Origin of the sequence: Vibrio sp. 2304 (assembly GCF_033339475.1) — a bacterium.
Taxonomy (GTDB): Bacteria; Pseudomonadota; Gammaproteobacteria; order Enterobacterales; family Vibrionaceae; genus Vibrio; species Vibrio alginolyticus.
The window spans coordinates 170278-187349 of record NZ_JAWOUQ010000008.1; the positions used below are offsets into that span (position 1 = coordinate 170278).

Sequence of the window (17072 nt, forward strand, 5' to 3'; positions counted from 1 at the left end):
TATACCTACAACTTATTCATTAGTTTGAGAAGAAACGTATTTCGCTAGATTTGCTACAGACGCAAAGTGTTCGCGCGTATTTGAGTCGTCGGCATCAATAACGATGTTGTATTGTTTTTTTATTGCGAGTCCAAGCTCAAGCGCGTCGATAGAATCTAAGCCAAGTCCATCACCAAAAAGTGGTGCATCCGTTTCAATATCATCTACGGTTAAATCTTCAAGGTTTAAAGCATCAATAATAAGTTGCTTAATGTCGTTGTGTAACTGTTCCACTGGGACCTGCTTATTAATAAAAGTTTTCTGGAAAAATGTTTTCAGCTAGGTGCTGTTGTAAGCGTCGCGCCGCTATTGTCGGCGACGTAGTTTGCTTTATAAAGGGGGTAATCTCAACTTTATCCTTAACTTCAACCCTGAAAAAGGGCTTTGTTGCCGGTACTTGATACCATTTTTTCTCTTTTGTGAGGAAACTTGGCGTTACCGTAATATGGACAACTCTTAAATCTCGTTCTGTTCTTACCGCAATTTGTGCTGCACCGCGTTGTAATTTCGGCTCTACACCTGGTGTTGTTCTTGTTCCTTCAGGAAATATAAGCAACACGTTGCCTTTGTTAAATCGTTCATCACAAAGTGCTAATAAATCATCCGGTGCTTCATTGGGAATATATCCGGCTGCTTTTACGATGTGCTTCATAAAAGGATTTGACCATATTGCCGATTTTACTAAACAGTCGCAGCGATTTAATTGTGAAGCAATGAGAACGTAATCGATTAAACTAGGGTGGTTGGCAACAATTAAACAATTACGATCTTGTTGAAGAATATCGGCACCAATAATTTGATAATCGATTGCGCCACTCAACTTCATCAATTTACAAAATGTGTTGAATGAATATCGAATCGCACCTTGAACTTTATATTCGCGTTCCGTTTGGTCTGAAACAAAAATACGAATGGTCGGAATAACAATGAAGCTCAGTACTAAACCACCTAACCCAAATACTGAAAAACAAAAGCCTGTTGCTAGCACACGCCAATACTGATTTAAGCGAGTCATTTTTTGTGCCATTCCCAAGCTTGTTGCGGAGCGAAAATAGTCCACTGGCTTTTATCTAACAAGTATTGTTGCAAAAATACTAAACCTTGAGGAAGAGGATGACCGGAACGTTCTGCGTTTATGGAGCTTTGTATCGCGAAATTGTCTCCATGAGAAAGTATTAAGCCAAGTCCAAACCCTTGGTATTGTTGGTTTTCATATTCTAAATAAGAGTCAGGCATAGGCTCATCAAAATCAACAAGCAGTACTTTTTTGTCAGGATTGTCGGACAAAAACAGCCATGCTTCTAATATTGCGCTTTGGAATGTGTTTTCTGCCGCAGCGATAGAAGTTAGGGGAATGGGTTGTTTAGTTGCGATAGTGGCAAGCCCTGCGGCGGTATTGTGCACCGATTGAGAAAAAGCCATCGGAGACGCCTCTTCTCCATTAATTATATCTTCAACTAGTGCGACGCTGCGATGCAGTTCACCATGACGGCTTGAAAATACAAGGTAATCAACTTGATGTTGATTAAGCATTTCGATTGCAGTTTGTACCGCCAGTTTACTGAGTGGGCTCATTCTTCTGCGCATCATCGCAGGAATATTTGCAACATTGATTTTGCCATCTTCTGGCCATTTTATCTCTGTTGCCCATTGTTTCCATTCATTGGATTCGGATAAACCGAATGAATTCGCTGTCCACGCATCAATATTGAACGAAATGTTGATCTTCGAGTTTGGCATATTGGGTTAAATTGTTTATTTTACAGCTCGATACAAATTGGGGTTGACCCAAATTCACAATAAAAAGGAAATTATCATGTCGCGTTTTAAGCTGTATGTCTCGTTATTATTAACTTTGCTTCTTGTTGGTTGTGGACGAGTACAACCTGTAATGAATGTGGAGGATACTCCAGTTGCTTATGATCTTCAAAATAAACAAGTAAAAATGGCCATAGTGCAATCAGCAACTAACCGAGGCTGGACGATCGAAGAAGTAAGCCCTGGTGTTCTTATTGCAAAAATCCACGTTCGTAAACACTCTGCAGAAGTAAAAATCCCATACAATAATAAATATTACTCAATTATTTATCTCAACTCAGTAAATCTCAAAGCAAGTGATGGCAAAATCCACCGCAATTACAATCGTTGGGTAAACAACTTGAATGTTGATATTCAGCGAGCTATTGCATTGTTGGGCAATCAATCTCAACAATAAAACTATTAATTGCAGTTAGGTTTTTCCGTGTTAAATCAAAATAATGACCCTTTTAATGCTTTTGAAGCGAAGACAGAAGCTCAGAAGTTATCTTTTGCACCAATCGTGTTCCAGACCGCCAAAACGCTTCGAGATTTAGGTATTTTAGCCGCTTTAGACAGCGCTGGCGCTCAAGGCATGAGTGCCACAGATATTGCCGAGAAAACGGGAGTATCAGAATATGGTGTTAAAGTACTGTTGGATATGGCGATTAGTGCGCATATTGTTTTATGGGAACGACCTAACTATTCGCTTGCAAACCTTGGTTTTTACCTTCTTCATGATGGTATGACGAATGCAAACATGGATTTTACGGCAGATGTTTGTTACGCCGCGATGATGCATTTGACGGAAGCAATTCAAGAAGGTAAACCGTCTGGTTTGAAAGAGTTGGGCAATTGGGAGACCATCTATCAAGGTCTATCGACGTTACCAGAACAAGCCAAACAGAGCTGGTTTAAGTTCGATCATTTCTATTCGGATCGCTCGTTCCCACTTCTGCTTAAAGAGGTATTTGCAAGCAAGCCAAAGCATCTTGTGGATATTGGCGGAAATACGGGGAAATGGGCGATTCAGTGTTGTAAACATGACCCTGACGTTCAAGTGACGATTGTTGATTTACCGCAGCAATTAGAAGTAGCGATGAAGAATGTTTCAGAAAACCAGTTCGTCGAGCGTGTACGTCCATACCCTGCAAACATGCTTGATAAAGCACAAACATTGCCTGAGCATGCTGACGTATGGTGGATGAGCCAGTTCTTGGATTGCTTTTCCCCAATTGAGATCCTCAATATCCTTAAAAAAGTTAAAGCCCAGTTAACGAAGGGAGATACTATTTACGTATTGGAGCTGTTTTGGGATGCTCAAAAATACGCGGGAGCTTCCTATAGCCTTAATGCCACTTCTCTTTATTTTACCTGTTTAGCTAACGGTAATAGTCGCTTTTATCGCAGTGATGATTTCTTAGAAATTGTCGAAGCGGCAGGTTTATCTGTCGTTGAAAGAACCGACAATATTGGCCTTGGTCATACCTTATTAAAACTACAAGCAAACTAAATTCAGAATGAAAACAGAGCTCAAGCAAGTTGTTGTCGTAGGAGCGGGGCCATCAGGTTCAACCGTTTCTGCGTTATTAAAATCGCGTGGCATAGATGTTGTTGTCTTAGAAAAAGCGACTTTTCCACGTTTTTCCATAGGAGAAAGCCTACTCCCTGCCTGTATGGAAGTTGTTGAACAAGCAGGAATGACCAATGCAGTAAAGCAGTTTGGCTTCCAGTATAAAGATGGTGCTGCATTTCGTCGTAATGGCGTATACACCCAGTTCGACTTTACAAACAAATACACGCCAGGACCGGGTACGACGTTTCAGGTTCAACGTGCCAACTTTGATAAAGTATTGGCAGATAGCGCTGAAGAGCAAGGCGTAGAGATTCGCTATCAGCATGAGCTGCTCAACCTAGTGTTTGAAGGGAAAAAGTCTCGATTAGAAGTGCTCGACTCAAATAAGAAGGCTTATCAAATCGAAGCAGATTTTGTGTTGGATGCAAGTGGCTTTGGGCGTGTTTTGCCACGCTTGTTGGAGCTAGAAGAACCTTCTTGTCTTCCGCCTAGAAAAGCGATCTTTACCCATATCGAAGATCATATCTCTCCCCAAGAGCCGGAATACGATCGCAACAAAATTTTAATTTCAGTTCATCCTGAAAATCACGACGTATGGTACTGGCTAATTCCATTCTCTAATGGTACTTGTTCGTTTGGTGTGGTGGGTGAGCCAGAATTTTTCGAACAATACCCAGAAGATAAGATTGCAGCGTTGCAGCAGTTAGCCAATGAAGAGCCGGGTTTGGCTTCTTTGTTGCGAAATGCGAATTACCCGAATCCAGCAGGCGAGTTGGGTGGCTATTCTGCTAACGTCAAACGTTTAGCGACAGAGCACTACGCGTTGCTTGGTAATGCAGGTGAGTTTCTTGATCCTGTATTTTCATCGGGTGTCACTATCGCCATGAAATCGGCAGAGTTTGCAGCGGACTGCGTGGTTCGTCAGCTGAATGGTGAAAAGGTTGATTGGCAAGAAGAGTACTCGCAACGCTTAATGGTGGGAGTGAACACATTCCGCACTTATGTGGAAGGCTGGTACAACGGCACGTTGCAAGATGTGATTTTCTATCAAAACCCGAACCCACGTATTAAACAGATGATTAGTGCGATTTTGGCTGGATATGCTTGGGATACGAATAATCCTTACGTAAAACAAAGTGAGCAGCGTTTGTCGACGCTTGCAGAACTAGTTCGGGAAGCTGAACTGTAAGAATATACATTCGCTTATCCGAGAATCAGTAAACCTAGGTCTTACCAAAAAATTGGTAAGACCTTTTTAATGCCTCTTTACTTTTACTTCTAGCGTGTTGGAGACACATTGACCACTTACATCGGTGTGTATCGAATTTGAGAATTTTTATGGTGACATTGATCACATCTAGAATGTCTATTGCTGATATTTATATTAAATTTGTAGGAAATGGATTACATTCTGGGAGTGTTCCCTACATCCGGCTTCGTTGTGAAAACGGTTTATAAGCAACTGTATAAGTTAGTAAAGTTCCAAAAACTACACCAAAAAAAAGACAAGTTTCTTACCAAATCAATTCGCTTGGTGAGTTCGAGCCATCGACTACGCCAAACGCTTCCTCTACTTTCTAAAATTGTCGAAGAACATGACGCATCAACGGTCTCTTCGATTGCAGATCCCGAGAACGCGGTCGCGTGGGGAGGTAAAGTTTCTCCAGAGTTCAAATCTAAAGTCATCCGTATTAGTAAAGAGCTAAAGATCAATCCTAATCATCTTATGGCGTGCATGGCATTTGAAACTGCTGAAACTTTCAGTCCAAGCATCAAAAATGGTTCCGGAAGCGGGGCTACAGGGTTAATTCAATTTATGCCCTCTACCGCAGAGTCATTAGGAGTGAACACAAAGACTCTTGCGAGAATGAGCGCGCTTGAACAACTTGACTATGTGAAAGCGTACTATTGGCCCTATCGAAATAAAATTAATAGCTTAGAAGATGCTTACATGGCCATTCTCTACCCTGCTGCGATTGGTAAACCGCCGTCTTTCGTTTTGTTCAGACAAGGCTCAATTGCCTATCGACAGAATGCAGGTATCGACCGCCACAACACGGGGAAAATCACGCTTAATGATGTTTCCTACAAAGTGAGGAAAAAATTAGAAAAAGGTTTGCAGCCCAATTTCATGGGCTAAGATTGTGTCATGTTCCTAGTTTTTCGCGCATGAATCCTTCTGTTACTTCACGGGGATTCTGATACACTACGCGCCCATTTCCTCTGTTGAGACCTTTCTATGCCATTTTCTAAGCTTGGTTTAAGCGCATCGATTGCTGATGCAGTAAAAGCGCTAGGTTATGAAAAACCCACTTCTATCCAACAAAAAGCCATTCCAATCGTATTGCGTGGCCGCAATTTAATTGCAGCAGCGCAAACGGGCACAGGTAAAACGGCCAGTTTTGTTCTGCCAATCTTAGAAAAGCTTAGTCGAGGCGAAACGCAACGTAAAAAACGCGCTCGTGCGATTATCCTAACGCCAACACGCGAACTTGCGCTTCAGGTTCATCAAAGTATTGAAGCTTATGGTAAAAACTTACCATTACGCTCAATGGCGATGTTTGGTGGTGTGGATTATGCACCACAAAAACAAGCCTTGATCGAGGGTGTCGATATTGTGGTAAGCACGCCTGGGCGCTTGATTGATCTGTACGGTCAACGCGCGATTCACTTTGATGAAGTGGAAATGCTAGTGCTTGATGAAGCCGACAAAATGTTGGATATGGGATTCATCGATGCGATCGACAAAATCGTCGACTGTATGCCAGAACATGTGCAAAGTTTGCTGTTCTCAGCGACGTTATCTAACCCTGTTCGTGACTTGGCGAAAAATGCGATTATTGATCCTGAAGAGATCACGATTGCAAAGCACAGTGCCTCAAAATCAAATATTAAACAGTGGATCACGACCGTCGATAAAGACATGAAGTCGTCGCTGTTAAGTCACTTGCTTAAAGAAAATGACTGGTCGCAAGTACTGGTATTTATTGAAACTAAACACGGCGCAGCCAAACTGGTAAGCCAACTTGAGAAACGTGGCATTGTGGCAGAAGCATTCCACAGTGGCCGTAATCAGCGTGTTCGCCAGGAATTAATAGAAAAGTTTAAAGCGGGTGAAATCCAGTACTTAGTCGCAACCGGCGTTGCTGCGCGCGGTATTGATATTGATAATCTGCCAGTTGTCATCAACTACGATTTACCTTACCCGGCGGATGAGTATGTACATCGTATTGGTCGTACAGGTCGTGCTGGCGCGAAAGGTGAGGCGATATCACTGGTTTCAAAAGACGACTTTAAGAACCTCTGCATGATTGAAAGTCGTTTAGGGCACTTGCTAGAGCGAGTGGAAATTGAAGGTTTTGCGCCAAGAAAGCCAGTACCAATTTCAATTTTAAATTACGTGCCTAAGAATAAACGTAAACCGCACGATAAGCGCGAATCAAAATAGCCAGTTTATCCCATGATCTAAAAGCCGCATTCTTGCGGCTTTTTGCGTTTTAAGGCATCCAATTATGTAGCCATCGCGACGGTTTCTATTCGGTAATGAGGAAAAAAGTTAATCAGTGTCATACGCTTAACACGTAAAGTGAATCAAGGTGCGTTAAGCTTTTGTCAATTATCTGTCCGCAGGTTTGCACAAGGTAAGGAATGGGCGCAAACTTTTTTGCTTGCTAATGAATGCATAAGATGGGGCACAAATGAAAACAGGTGATAAGCAATTCGCCGTTATTGGTCTTGGCCGATTTGGTTTGGCAGTGTGTAAAGAGTTACAAGATTCAGGCGCTCAAGTTTTAGCCGTTGACATCAACGAAGACAGAGTTAAAGAAGCCGCCAGTTTTGTTAGTCAGGCGGTTGTGGCTAACTGTACTCACGAAGAGACGGTTGCTGAGCTCAAACTTGATGATTACGACATGGTGATGATTGCCATCGGAGCGGATGTCAATGCCAGTATTCTTGCGACATTGATTGCTAAAGAGGCGGGAGTAAAGTCAGTATGGGTTAAAGCCAACGACCGTTTCCAAGCTCGTGTTCTGCAAAAAATTGGCGCAGACCACATTATCATGCCTGAGCGTGACATGGGGATACGTGTCGCGCGTAAAATGCTCGATAAACGGGTTCTTGAGTTCCACCCATTAGGCAGTGGCTTAGCTATGACGGAGTTTGTGATTGGCTCTCGTTGGATGGGTAAGACACTAAGTGATTTGGCTCTGTGCAAAGTCGATGGCGTGCAAGTGCTAGGGTTTAAACGGGGCCCAGAAATTACCAAGGCACCTGACCTTAATACCACACTAGAAATTGGTGACCTAATTATTGTGGTCGGCCCTCAAGATGCGCTCGCAAATAAATTAAAATCGCTATGACGTATTTTCATCAGAAAGGTGTTTTTTACGCACCAGATGGTAAACAAGAGAAAGCGAAAGGCAACGAACCGCGAATTATATTGCTCAGTTTTCTCGGTGTTTTACTGCCTTCTGCGGTATTGCTAACCTTGCCAGTTTTTTCTGTTACGGGCCTGTCGATAACGGATGCTTTGTTTACCGCAACGTCCGCTATTAGTGTGACAGGGCTTGGTGTTGTCGATACTGGGCAACACTTTACGCTTGCGGGCAAAATCTTGCTGATGTTTTTAATGCAAATCGGTGGGTTGGGGCAGATGACTTTGTCGGCGGTCTTACTCTATATGTTCGGCGTGCGTTTGAGTTTGCGTCAACAAGCGCTGGCGAAAGAAGCATTAGGGCAAGATCGGCAAGTCAATCTAAACCGACTAGTAAAGCGGATTGTTGTTTTCGCGCTTGTTGCAGAAACGATCGGGTTTATTTTTCTCTCTATCCGCTGGGTCCCTGAAATGGGCTGGAAGACTGGTATGTTTTACGCCTTGTTTCATGCAATTTCTGCATTTAACAACGCTGGGTTCGCGCTGTTTTCTGACAGTATGATGAGCTTTGTGAATGATCCGTTGGTTATCTTTACACTGGCGGGGCTATTCATTTTTGGCGGGCTTGGTTTTACTGTTGTGGGTGACATCTGGCTAAACTGGCGCAAAGGTTTCCACTTTTTGCATCTTCACACCAAAATCATGCTGATTGCGACACCGATATTGCTCTTAGTCGGAACGATGATGTTTTGGTTACTTGAGCGAAGCAACCCAAACACAATGGCGTCTTTACCTGCAACAGGGCAATGGTTGGCGGCATTCTTTCAATCTGCGAGTGCGCGAACGGCAGGGTTTAATAGTGTTGACTTGGCGTTGTTTACCCAGCCGGCCTTACTGGTCATGATTGTTCTGATGTTAATTGGAGCGGGTTCCACCTCAACGGGGGGCGGTATTAAAGTTTCCACATTTGCTGTTGCGTTTATGGCTACGTGGACCTTTTTACGCCAAAAGAAACATGTGGTTATGTTTAAGCGAACCATAAATTGGCAAACTGTGACTAAGTCATTGGCAATTATCGTTGTGAGCGGAGCCATCCTGACAAGCGCAATGTTTTTATTGATGCTTACCGAGAAGGCCAGCTTTGATAAAGTTATGTTTGAAACCATTTCCGCATTTGCCACAGTGGGGCTCACCGCCGGTTTGACTGCGGAACTTTCTGAACCTGGTAAATACATTATGATCGTGGTGATGATCATTGGTCGTATTGGGCCGCTCACGCTTGCCTACATGTTGGCACGTCCTGAACCTACCTTGGTCAAATACCCAGAAGACGCCGTTCTTACAGGTTAATATAGCGTTAAACAATGGCCGCGCGACCATTACGAGCATTGATTAATAGCAGTGCTCGTACATTTATAGAATATGTGGAATGTTGCCCAGTTTTACCTACAAATTCGTAGAAGTTCATTTCTTCTTCCTTTCGTTTCGATACTATTCATTCACTCAATTTATATTCTCAGAAGCTACGCTCATAACAGCGTTTTGGAATCCGACGCTTTTGTAGTGTGACACCAAACTACGTCGTGTTATCTGAGCGAATTGATACCAGCCTTCGTCAATAGTCACTCAGTCTTACTCTATGCCCATAGGGTTACTTTGTGTTTGTTGTGCTTGGTATTAATTAACGAATCGAAAAGATGGAGTCGTACTTTGAAATTCAACACACTCGCCATGGCTATGCTAACTGCGCTTCTTGCAGGGAAGAGCATGGCAACTACTCCGCCATCACCGGTTTGGCATACTATTGCGTTGAGCGATGGTAGTTCCAGTGAGGCAATTCTACGTGGAACGGCAGATTTCCACTGGTTTGAAGATAAGCAGGGCAATGCCTTACTTCAGGAAGACGGCGTTTGGTTTTTCGCGCGGATTCAGCGCGAGTCAGACACGCCAATATTGATCTCGACAGGTGTGGTGAAAACGCAGTCGAGTGAGCCACCTGAGTCGGCGAGGTTTCGCCCGGATTTACAAGTTAAACCGCAATTATCTTCTCTAAAAACCATTGAACCGATGGCACGAAAAAACCTACTGCGTTCGGCGCAAGGTTACCAGGCGATGAGCAGTTCAACGGTGAAGCAGCAGCCCCTATTGGTTGTGCAAGTTTCGTTTGATGACCAAGCAATGGTGCACGATTTTGAGCAACGCGTATTTAATACCAATGGTCAAAGCGTTGTGGATTACTTTGATAAAAACTCTCAAGGTAAATTCAAAGTTGTTCCTGCACTTGAGAGTTACGGCACCGCCAATGACGGTGTGATAGATGTGACTGTGGCACAAAGCCACCCTAACTGTCACTCTAGTTCTACTGATAAGACATGCACCGCCAAGTTGAATGCGGTTTTCACCGAGGCTTATCAAAAACTGGATCCATACTTTAATCTTTCGGCCTACGACAGCAATCAAAATGGTACCGTAGAACCGTCAGAACTCTCTGTCATGTTTATTTTTGCGGGGGGCGATCGTTCAACAGGGGTTCTCAACCGTCCTGCTATTTGGCCGCACAAATTCTCTCACGATGATGTCACACTAGATGGTAAAAAGATCACAGACTATTGTGTGTTCGCTGACTATCAAGTTGATCATCAAGCGACCTTGGGCGTGATCGTACACGAGCTTGGCCACTTAATGCTTGGCTTACCGGATTTGTACGCAAGGAACAGTGATGCCTCGATCGGCTCTTGGGGCGTGATGGGTGGCGGTTCATGGGCGCAGAAACCGGGAGATTCATACGCTGGTGACACTCCGGTGAACATGAGTGCATGGAGCAAACACGCTGCTGGTTTTGTTGTACCAACGGTAACTCATGAAAGTCCAGCGCCTATTTCTGTGAACAACGACGATGTCAAGCTGGTGTATCTCGACCCGTACTTGAAAGAGTTTGGCCCACGTGTTTACTTGGAAAATCGCACCTTTAGCGGTTACGACCGAGCATTGGCGGCTGAAGGTATCCTGGCGACGTCGGTCAATGTCCAGAACCGCTTTAATGATGTTGGCGCGATGCAGGTTCAAATCATGCAGGCTGATGGTCTGAATGAGTTAGAAAATGGTGGTAGGAGTGACGCTGACGATTTGTACCCTAATGGTGGCAATGTCATTTCAGATACATCGACCCCGGGTCTGAGAACGATCACAGGGTTTGATACTGGGGTTCGTATTTCCAACATTGCCAGCAACACCAACGGTGGTAGTTTTTCTCTTGAACATACAAACGAACCAAATAAGTCAGCATGGCTGAACTCTCTTCACCAAGGTTATGTGTACGCGAGTGGGAGTAACACTCTGGCGGTGCCACTGGACTTGAATCGTGATACAGAGCTTGATGGCCTTCAACTTTACGCGCAAAGAGATAGCGCTCAAAGTGACATGACTTATCGAGTTTGGCGATTCCCATTTTCTGGAAACATTGGCTATCGATTAATATTGAATCAAAACAACGCTGAGCTTTTACAGCAAGGTAACTTCCAAAAGTCATCTCGAATTTTATTCCCTCAATCAAGCCAATTGAGTGCGGGTCAGCATTTATTGGTCGTTGAATTGGAAGGCGGTCAATTTGATGCAAACTTTGATTTCGGTCGCTTGCTAAAAACTGAAAAAGCCTCTCTACCTGTAATGTGGACTGGTGATTACAGTGAGATTGGCACGTTTGGTCTAGAAAAAGCCGGGTTCTCTTATATTCCGTTTGCAGCATTATTAAATGTGGATGCGAGCAACTTGGTTGAAGCGAAATCTGATTCGTTACAAACCAATAAAAATACGCCAATCAAACTGAACCTGATGGACAATGATTTCATGGCGGTAGGGTATCAGTTCAATGTGGACATTGTGCAGAAGCCTGAGCACGGCACCATCTCTGGCAACCAGTACCAACCTGAAGCTAACTTCGTTGGTCTGGACACTTTCCAATATCGTTTGTTGTCGGTTGATGGTGCGTACTCATCTTCAATCGTGAATGTGCAAGTGGAAGTGCTTGGCAGCAACGAAGCGCCAGTGGCTGTGATTGATGTTGATAATAAAGATATGACGGTTGGGCAGCGAGTCACGTTGTCTGCGTTAAATAGTACGGATGCTGATGGTGATGTGTTGAGTTATAAATGGGAGCAGTTGGCTGGCACTTCAGTTTCTCTTGGCAATGCAACCAGTGTTAGCACAAGCTTTACGGTGCCTCAAGGTGCAAAAGCGGGTGAGGTTCTGACATTCCGTTTAACCGTGACTGATCCTAGTAATGAAACGTCCAGTGCTACCGTCGATTTAACCATGAAAAACGCAGCGCCACTTACGCTTCCAGATACGGCGACCGTTGCCGTTGGTGAAAGTATTCTGATTGATGCAGCGAGCAATGATTCGGATGTGAACGGCGATAAACTGGTTGTAGAAAGCGTACAGAACGTAACGGGTGTGGGAAGTGCGAGTGTAGAGAATGGTAAAATCCGTTTTCAAGCACCGGATAGCCCTACTGACGGCATCAAGCTGCAATATACGGTTTCAGATGGTCATGGTGCCACTGCTACGGGGGAAGTTATCGTGACGGTTGTTGCTTCTTTGAAGACAACGACATTCAAGAACTCTGAAGGTAGCGGCAGTGTTTCTTATTGGGCTTTGATGTTGCTTGCAACATTAGGCTGGCGACGTCGGGTCTAAAACGGTATTGAATTGCGGTATAAGCCACTCACATTGAGTGGCTTATTTTTTATCTGATCTATTTTGGTTTCGTTCTCATTGTCTTATGAGATGTGTTTCTCATTATTTTTAAAGCGATTTTTCTACTCTGCGGTTACCCTAGGGGCCGATTTTTATGAACTAAGGATGTTATATGTCTACCGAGGGCTTTTCTGTTTCGGAAATATGCCGAGAAGCGGCAGTGATGGTCAGAAGGAATCTACTCGCAATTGTTATTGCTTGTATTCCGTTGATTATCGTGCACTCAATTTTTGCTTTTATGTATCCTGAAATGACGGGGCAAGATCAAGCGAACGTTCAAGAAGGCAATGTCGCAGGGTTTTATTTCGTCACAATTATTTTGTACCCACTTGTTGCCGCTATGGCGGCTGTGCGTGTGCATCGAATTTATTTAGTCGGTGATTACATGCACTCGGCGTTGGATGTATTTCGTTTGTCAGCTCGAGAATTCCGTTTCATAGGCTGGTGGATACTGTTTGGACTGATGATGATGCTCGTTATTGGTATCCCGATCTTTGTGTTGTCGTTTATCTACATTGCAGAAAGTGGTGAAGCTGACTTTGTTGCTATGGCTATTATCACAACGATTGCAAGCATTCCTGGCTATTGGGTAATGGCGCGATGGTCATTTGTGTTGCCAGCGACTGCAATGGATCATCAGCCGCGCAGTTTGCGTCGTTCGTGGAACCAGAGCAGACCATACAACAAACAAGTATTCATTTTGATGGGACTAATTCCATTGGGTGCGGGCTTGCTCAGTCAGCTGATCTTTAGCCACTTTACGAATCTCTTTATGTTGAGCCTCGTCGGTGTGGCCTATGGTATTTTTGGCGCGTACCAGCTGGCATTGTTATCGTTGAGCTATAAAACGGTAGTGGATATCGAACGCGCTCGTTTTGATACGACATCACAGCCACCAAAAACGGGTGAAGAATTTTCCGCTTAACCCTTTGATCGTTTTTACATGCTACCTCCGTTTAGGAGACGGTCTGCGGCAGGTTGATACCTTCCTGCCGCCTTCGCGTTATTCACGCAAAATACCCATGCCCATTTCATGGCTGAATGACAGGGACATTCACACGTATACTCACAACAGTACTTCTTTTTATTAAGGAACCCTACATGTCCATTTGGCAACGGGTCAATTTCACCCATCGCTTTAGTCAATTACCGTCAGCGTTCTATACGTTGGTCGAGCCACAACCCTTGGACAACACTCGCTGGGTCGCTTGGAATGGTGAGTTTGCACAGCAGTTTGGTTTACCAGCAGAGCAAAACGATGAGTTATTGGCGGTTTTTTCTGGGCTAAGTGAATTCGAACAATTTCGTCCTCTTGCGATGAAATATGCAGGCCATCAGTTTGGCGTTTACAACCCAGATTTGGGCGATGGACGTGGATTACTGTTGGCAGAAATTGAGCATCAGGATGGTACTTGGTTTGATCTTCACCTCAAAGGTGCAGGGCTAACGCCTTACTCGCGAATGGGAGATGGGCGAGCGGTATTACGCTCAACTATCCGTGAGTACTTGTGCAGTGAAGCCATGGCGGGCCTTGGGGTTCCCACGACACGTGCTCTCGGTATGATGGTCAGTGATACACCTGTTTATCGAGAAAAAACGGAATCGGGCGCTTTGTTACTTCGAATGGCTGAAACCCATGTTCGATTCGGTCACTTTGAGCATTTCTTTTACACCAACCAGTTAGCAGAGCAGAAGCTGTTGGCGGATAAGGTGATTGAGTGGCACTTTGCTGATTGTGCATCGGCGGAGAAACCATATGCCGCGATGTTTGACGCCATCGTGACTAAAACAGCCGAGATGATCGCATATTGGCAAGCTTTTGGTTTTGCGCATGGTGTGATGAATACCGATAACATGTCAATTCTTGGGCAAACTTTTGATTATGGTCCGTTTGGCTTTCTTGATGATTATGAGCCGGGATACATTTGTAATCATTCAGACTACCAGGGTCGTTACGCATTTGATCAACAGCCTAGAATTGCGCTTTGGAACCTGTCAGCACTGGCGCATGCGCTATCGCCACTCGTTGAACGAGAAGATTTAGAATCGTCGTTGAGTCAATTTGAAGTTCATTTAAGCCAGCAGTTCAGCCGCCTCATGCGTGAGAAGTTGGGCTTAAAAACCAAGATAGCGGAAGACGGGCGTTTGTTTGAAGCTATGTTTGAGCTTCTTCACCAGAACAAAACGGACTACACTCGCTTCTTCAGAACACTTTCAAACCTTGATAATGCGCCTTCCCAAGCCGTAATCGATTTATTTCTCGACCGAGAAGCTGCGCGAGCTTGGCTTGATCTGTACTTAGCTCGGTGTGAGCTAGAGGTTGATGAACTAGGGGGCCTGATTTCAACCGAACAGCGTTGCAAACAGATGCGTCAAGCCAATCCCAAATACATCTTGCGTAACTACTTGGCTCAGTTGGCGATTGATAAAGCGGAAGAAGGGGACTTTAGCGAATTACACCGATTGGCCGAACTGTTAAAACGCCCATTTGATGAGCAACCCGAGTTTGATGATTACGCGAAATTGCCGCCGGAATGGGGGAAGAAAATGGAGATAAGCTGTTCTTCATAAATGGGTCATTTCCCACCCATTTGTATCTTTTTCTTGGGTGGAATTCACTCGTTACACTTCTGATTCATGTTAATGGGCTATGTTAATTTATTGAAATACATATAAATTTTAACATGGTCCATTAATTGCTCTTTGTTGAACATCCGTTTCCATCGCCTAACACCTAGTTACTCATGGACGGGATGGGATGTGATTCAACAAGGAGAATAATAATGTTTAAGCCTCTAACTCTACTATCTGTCTCTGCACTTGCCGTTACCAGTTTTAATGCTGCCGCAAATTGTGACCCGGGTGAAACGGTCATCAAGTTTAGCCATGTAACGAATGCGGACAAACACCCTAAAGGCATCGCGGCTTCGTTACTTGAAAAGCGCGTCAACGAAGAGATGAACGGTAAAGTCTGTATGCAGGTGTTTCCTAACTCAACACTTTATGATGATGACAAAGTGTTGGAAGCGCTACTGAACGGTGATGTTCAACTCGCTGCTCCTTCTCTTTCTAAGTTTGAGAAATTCACCAAGAAGTACCGCCTTTTCGATCTCCCTTTCTTGTTCGATGATGTCGACGCGGTTGACCGTTTCCAAAACTCGGAAGCGGGTGAAAAGCTGAAAAATTCAATGAAACGTCGTGGCCTACAAGGCATTGCGTTTTGGCATAACGGCATGAAGCAAATGTCAGCCAACAAGCCGCTCATTTCTCCAACTGATGCTGAAGGACTTAAGTTCCGTGTTCAAGCGTCTGATGTACTCGTTGCTCAGTTTGAGCAGCTAGGTGCTAACCCACAAAAAATGTCGTTCAAAGAAGTTTACGGCGGCTTGCAAACTAAGGTTATTGATGGTCAAGAAAATACTTGGTCAAACATTTACGGCAAAAAATTCTTCGAAGTTCAAGATGGCATTACGGAAACGAACCACGGAATTTTGGATTACTTAGTTGTGACGTCAAACGACTTCTGGGAAAACCTACCAGATGATCAGCGCGAGCAGTTAAATACCATCATTCAAGAGGTAACTGCGCAGCGTAATGCTGAGTCAACCAAAGTAAACCTTGCGAATAAGAACAATATCATCGAAGCCGGTGGTGTGGTTCGTACTCTAACGCCAGAACAGCGCCAAGAGTGGGTCACTGCACTTCAACCAGTATGGAAGAAGTTCGAAAAAGACATTGGTTCTGACCTAATCGAAGCCGCTTTGGCGTCTAACCAAAAATAATAACACCTAGCACATTTAGCCCTCTCAAACTAAGGGGGCTCTTTCCCTCTACAGACGACGTGATGTAATTATGGAACAGACTTTTTTTGCCAAGGCTGGACGAATCACCGATGCCATTGAAGAGACTTTGATTGCTTTCTTCTTGGGTGCCATGACCTTGCTGACCTTTGCCAATGTCATCTTTCGTTATGTTTTTAACGACAATATTCTTTGGGCGCTTGAGCTCACCGTTTTCATGTTCGCATGGATGGTGTTGGTTGGCGCATCTTATGGTGTGAAAAAACACTTTCATATTGGTGTCGATGTCATTATTAACATCGTTCCGGAAGGTAAACGAAAAGCCCTTGCGCTTTTTGCAGCAATGTGTTGCTTAGCCTTCTCTATTTTGCTGTTAATTGGCGCTTGGAACTACTGGTATCCGTTCGCTACTGACCGAGCGTGGTATGAAACGGACGATATTCCGATGCCTGAAATACTCCAGTTCATGGCCGACTGGTTAAATGAGGGAGAGCGTTATGAAAAGCTGCCACGTTTTATTCCTTACTTCGCTTTGCCGCTTGGAATGGCGCTACTAACGTTTAGATTTGTTCAAGTCACGTGGCAAATCGCTACTGGTAAGCTCGATCGCTTGATTGCAGGACATGAAGCGGAGGAAGAGCTCGAATCTCTTAAAGCTGAGATGAGTGACGCTGAAGACGTAATGGCTCCAAAGGCCTCGCAAGACGCTAAAAACAAGGAGCAATAAGCC

General features: G+C 44.2%; 15 protein-coding genes. 12 read left to right on the forward strand and 3 right to left on the reverse strand.

Annotated features, from left to right (window positions below):
* Nucleotides 1–12 precede the first annotated feature (12 nt).
* From R7P64_RS16760 to R7P64_RS16770, 3 genes are read right to left on the reverse strand one after another with little or no spacing between them, the layout of a single operon-like run.
* Nucleotides 13–273, reverse strand: a complete 261-nt coding sequence (locus tag R7P64_RS16760) for a phosphopantetheine-binding protein (protein ID WP_005382278.1) — start codon at nt 271–273, stop codon at nt 13–15.
* 13 nt (nt 274–286) lie between these two features.
* Nucleotides 287–1054 carry a lysophospholipid acyltransferase family protein gene (locus R7P64_RS16765; RefSeq protein WP_005388305.1) on the reverse strand — a complete coding sequence of 256 codons (768 nt, stop codon included), beginning with the start codon at nt 1052–1054 and terminating at the stop codon, nt 287–289.
* A complete protein-coding gene (locus R7P64_RS16770) occupies nt 1051–1779 on the reverse strand; it encodes a beta-ketoacyl synthase chain length factor (protein ID WP_053303275.1) in 729 nt (242 codons plus the stop codon). The genes R7P64_RS16765 and R7P64_RS16770 overlap by 4 nt, the downstream gene beginning before the upstream one ends.
* A gap of 76 nt (nt 1780–1855) precedes the next feature.
* On the opposite strand from R7P64_RS16770, the gene R7P64_RS16775 reads away from it, so the two are divergent.
* The 12 genes from R7P64_RS16775 to R7P64_RS16830 all read left to right on the forward strand — a co-directional run bounded on the left by R7P64_RS16775 (nt 1856) and on the right by R7P64_RS16830 (nt 17069).
* Nucleotides 1856–2254 carry a hypothetical protein gene (locus R7P64_RS16775; protein ID WP_005382272.1) on the forward strand — a complete coding sequence of 133 codons (399 nt, stop codon included), beginning with the start codon at nt 1856–1858 and terminating at the stop codon, nt 2252–2254.
* Between the two features lie 27 nt (nt 2255–2281).
* Nucleotides 2282–3349 carry a class I SAM-dependent methyltransferase gene (locus R7P64_RS16780; RefSeq protein ID WP_053307501.1) on the forward strand — a complete coding sequence of 356 codons (1068 nt, stop codon included), beginning with the start codon at nt 2282–2284 and terminating at the stop codon, nt 3347–3349.
* 7 nt (nt 3350–3356) lie between these two features.
* Entirely contained in the window at nt 3357–4601 is a 1245-nt protein-coding gene (locus R7P64_RS16785) for an NAD(P)/FAD-dependent oxidoreductase (protein ID WP_042524009.1), read from the forward strand.
* 210 nt (nt 4602–4811) lie between these two features.
* Nucleotides 4812–5552 carry a transglycosylase SLT domain-containing protein gene (locus tag R7P64_RS16790; protein ID WP_081008346.1) on the forward strand — a complete coding sequence of 247 codons (741 nt, stop codon included), beginning with the start codon at nt 4812–4814 and terminating at the stop codon, nt 5550–5552.
* A 99-nt stretch (nt 5553–5651) separates the two neighbouring features.
* Nucleotides 5652–6860 carry a DEAD/DEAH box helicase gene (locus R7P64_RS16795; RefSeq protein WP_005382264.1) on the forward strand — a complete coding sequence of 403 codons (1209 nt, stop codon included), beginning with the start codon at nt 5652–5654 and terminating at the stop codon, nt 6858–6860.
* 250 nt (nt 6861–7110) lie between these two features.
* Nucleotides 7111–7773, forward strand: a complete 663-nt coding sequence (locus R7P64_RS16800) for a potassium channel family protein (RefSeq protein ID WP_005388291.1) — start codon at nt 7111–7113, stop codon at nt 7771–7773.
* On the forward strand, nt 7770–9137 hold the full coding sequence (locus tag R7P64_RS16805) for a TrkH family potassium uptake protein (protein WP_064353721.1): 1368 nt from the start codon (nt 7770–7772) through the stop codon (nt 9135–9137). Before R7P64_RS16800 ends, R7P64_RS16805 begins: the two co-directional genes overlap by 4 nt.
* A 360-nt stretch (nt 9138–9497) precedes the next feature.
* Nucleotides 9498–12482: a M6 family metalloprotease domain-containing protein gene (locus tag R7P64_RS16810; RefSeq protein ID WP_318123726.1), complete on the forward strand. Its 2985-nt coding sequence runs from the start codon at nt 9498–9500 to the stop codon at nt 12480–12482.
* A gap of 172 nt (nt 12483–12654) precedes the next feature.
* Complete coding sequence (locus R7P64_RS16815) at nt 12655–13467, forward strand: sugar transporter (RefSeq protein ID WP_222712397.1); 813 nt, start codon at nt 12655–12657, stop codon at nt 13465–13467.
* Between the two features lie 176 nt (nt 13468–13643).
* Nucleotides 13644–15113, forward strand: a complete 1470-nt coding sequence (locus tag R7P64_RS16820) for a protein adenylyltransferase SelO (protein WP_206970935.1) — start codon at nt 13644–13646, stop codon at nt 15111–15113.
* 212 nt (nt 15114–15325) lie between these two features.
* Nucleotides 15326–16324 (forward strand): TRAP transporter substrate-binding protein, encoded by a 999-nt coding sequence (locus tag R7P64_RS16825; protein WP_130546585.1) that lies wholly within the window; start codon nt 15326–15328, stop codon nt 16322–16324.
* Nucleotides 16325–16394: 70 nt separating this feature from the next.
* Entirely contained in the window at nt 16395–17069 is a 675-nt protein-coding gene (locus tag R7P64_RS16830; protein ID WP_005384308.1) for a TRAP transporter small permease, read from the forward strand.
* The last annotated feature ends 3 nt before the right edge of the window (nt 17070–17072 follow it).

Coding starts and splice junctions, on each gene's coding strand:
- R7P64_RS16765 (WP_005388305.1), bottom strand. CDS start 1,054: ATGACTCGCTTAAATCAGTATTGGCGTGTGCTAGCAACAGGCTTTTGT.
- R7P64_RS16770 (WP_053303275.1), bottom strand. CDS start 1,779: ATGCCAAACTCGAAGATCAACATTTCGTTCAATATTGATGCGTGGACA.
- R7P64_RS16775 (WP_005382272.1), top strand. CDS start 1,856: ATGTCGCGTTTTAAGCTGTATGTCTCGTTATTATTAACTTTGCTTCTT.
- R7P64_RS16785 (WP_042524009.1), top strand. CDS start 3,357: ATGAAAACAGAGCTCAAGCAAGTTGTTGTCGTAGGAGCGGGGCCATCA.
- R7P64_RS16790 (WP_081008346.1), top strand. CDS start 4,812: ATGGATTACATTCTGGGAGTGTTCCCTACATCCGGCTTCGTTGTGAAA.
- R7P64_RS16795 (WP_005382264.1), top strand. CDS start 5,652: ATGCCATTTTCTAAGCTTGGTTTAAGCGCATCGATTGCTGATGCAGTA.
- R7P64_RS16800 (WP_005388291.1), top strand. CDS start 7,111: ATGAAAACAGGTGATAAGCAATTCGCCGTTATTGGTCTTGGCCGATTT.
- R7P64_RS16805 (WP_064353721.1), top strand. CDS start 7,770: ATGACGTATTTTCATCAGAAAGGTGTTTTTTACGCACCAGATGGTAAA.
- R7P64_RS16815 (WP_222712397.1), top strand. CDS start 12,655: ATGTCTACCGAGGGCTTTTCTGTTTCGGAAATATGCCGAGAAGCGGCA.
- R7P64_RS16820 (WP_206970935.1), top strand. CDS start 13,644: ATGTCCATTTGGCAACGGGTCAATTTCACCCATCGCTTTAGTCAATTA.
- R7P64_RS16825 (WP_130546585.1), top strand. CDS start 15,326: ATGTTTAAGCCTCTAACTCTACTATCTGTCTCTGCACTTGCCGTTACC.
- R7P64_RS16830 (WP_005384308.1), top strand. CDS start 16,395: ATGGAACAGACTTTTTTTGCCAAGGCTGGACGAATCACCGATGCCATT.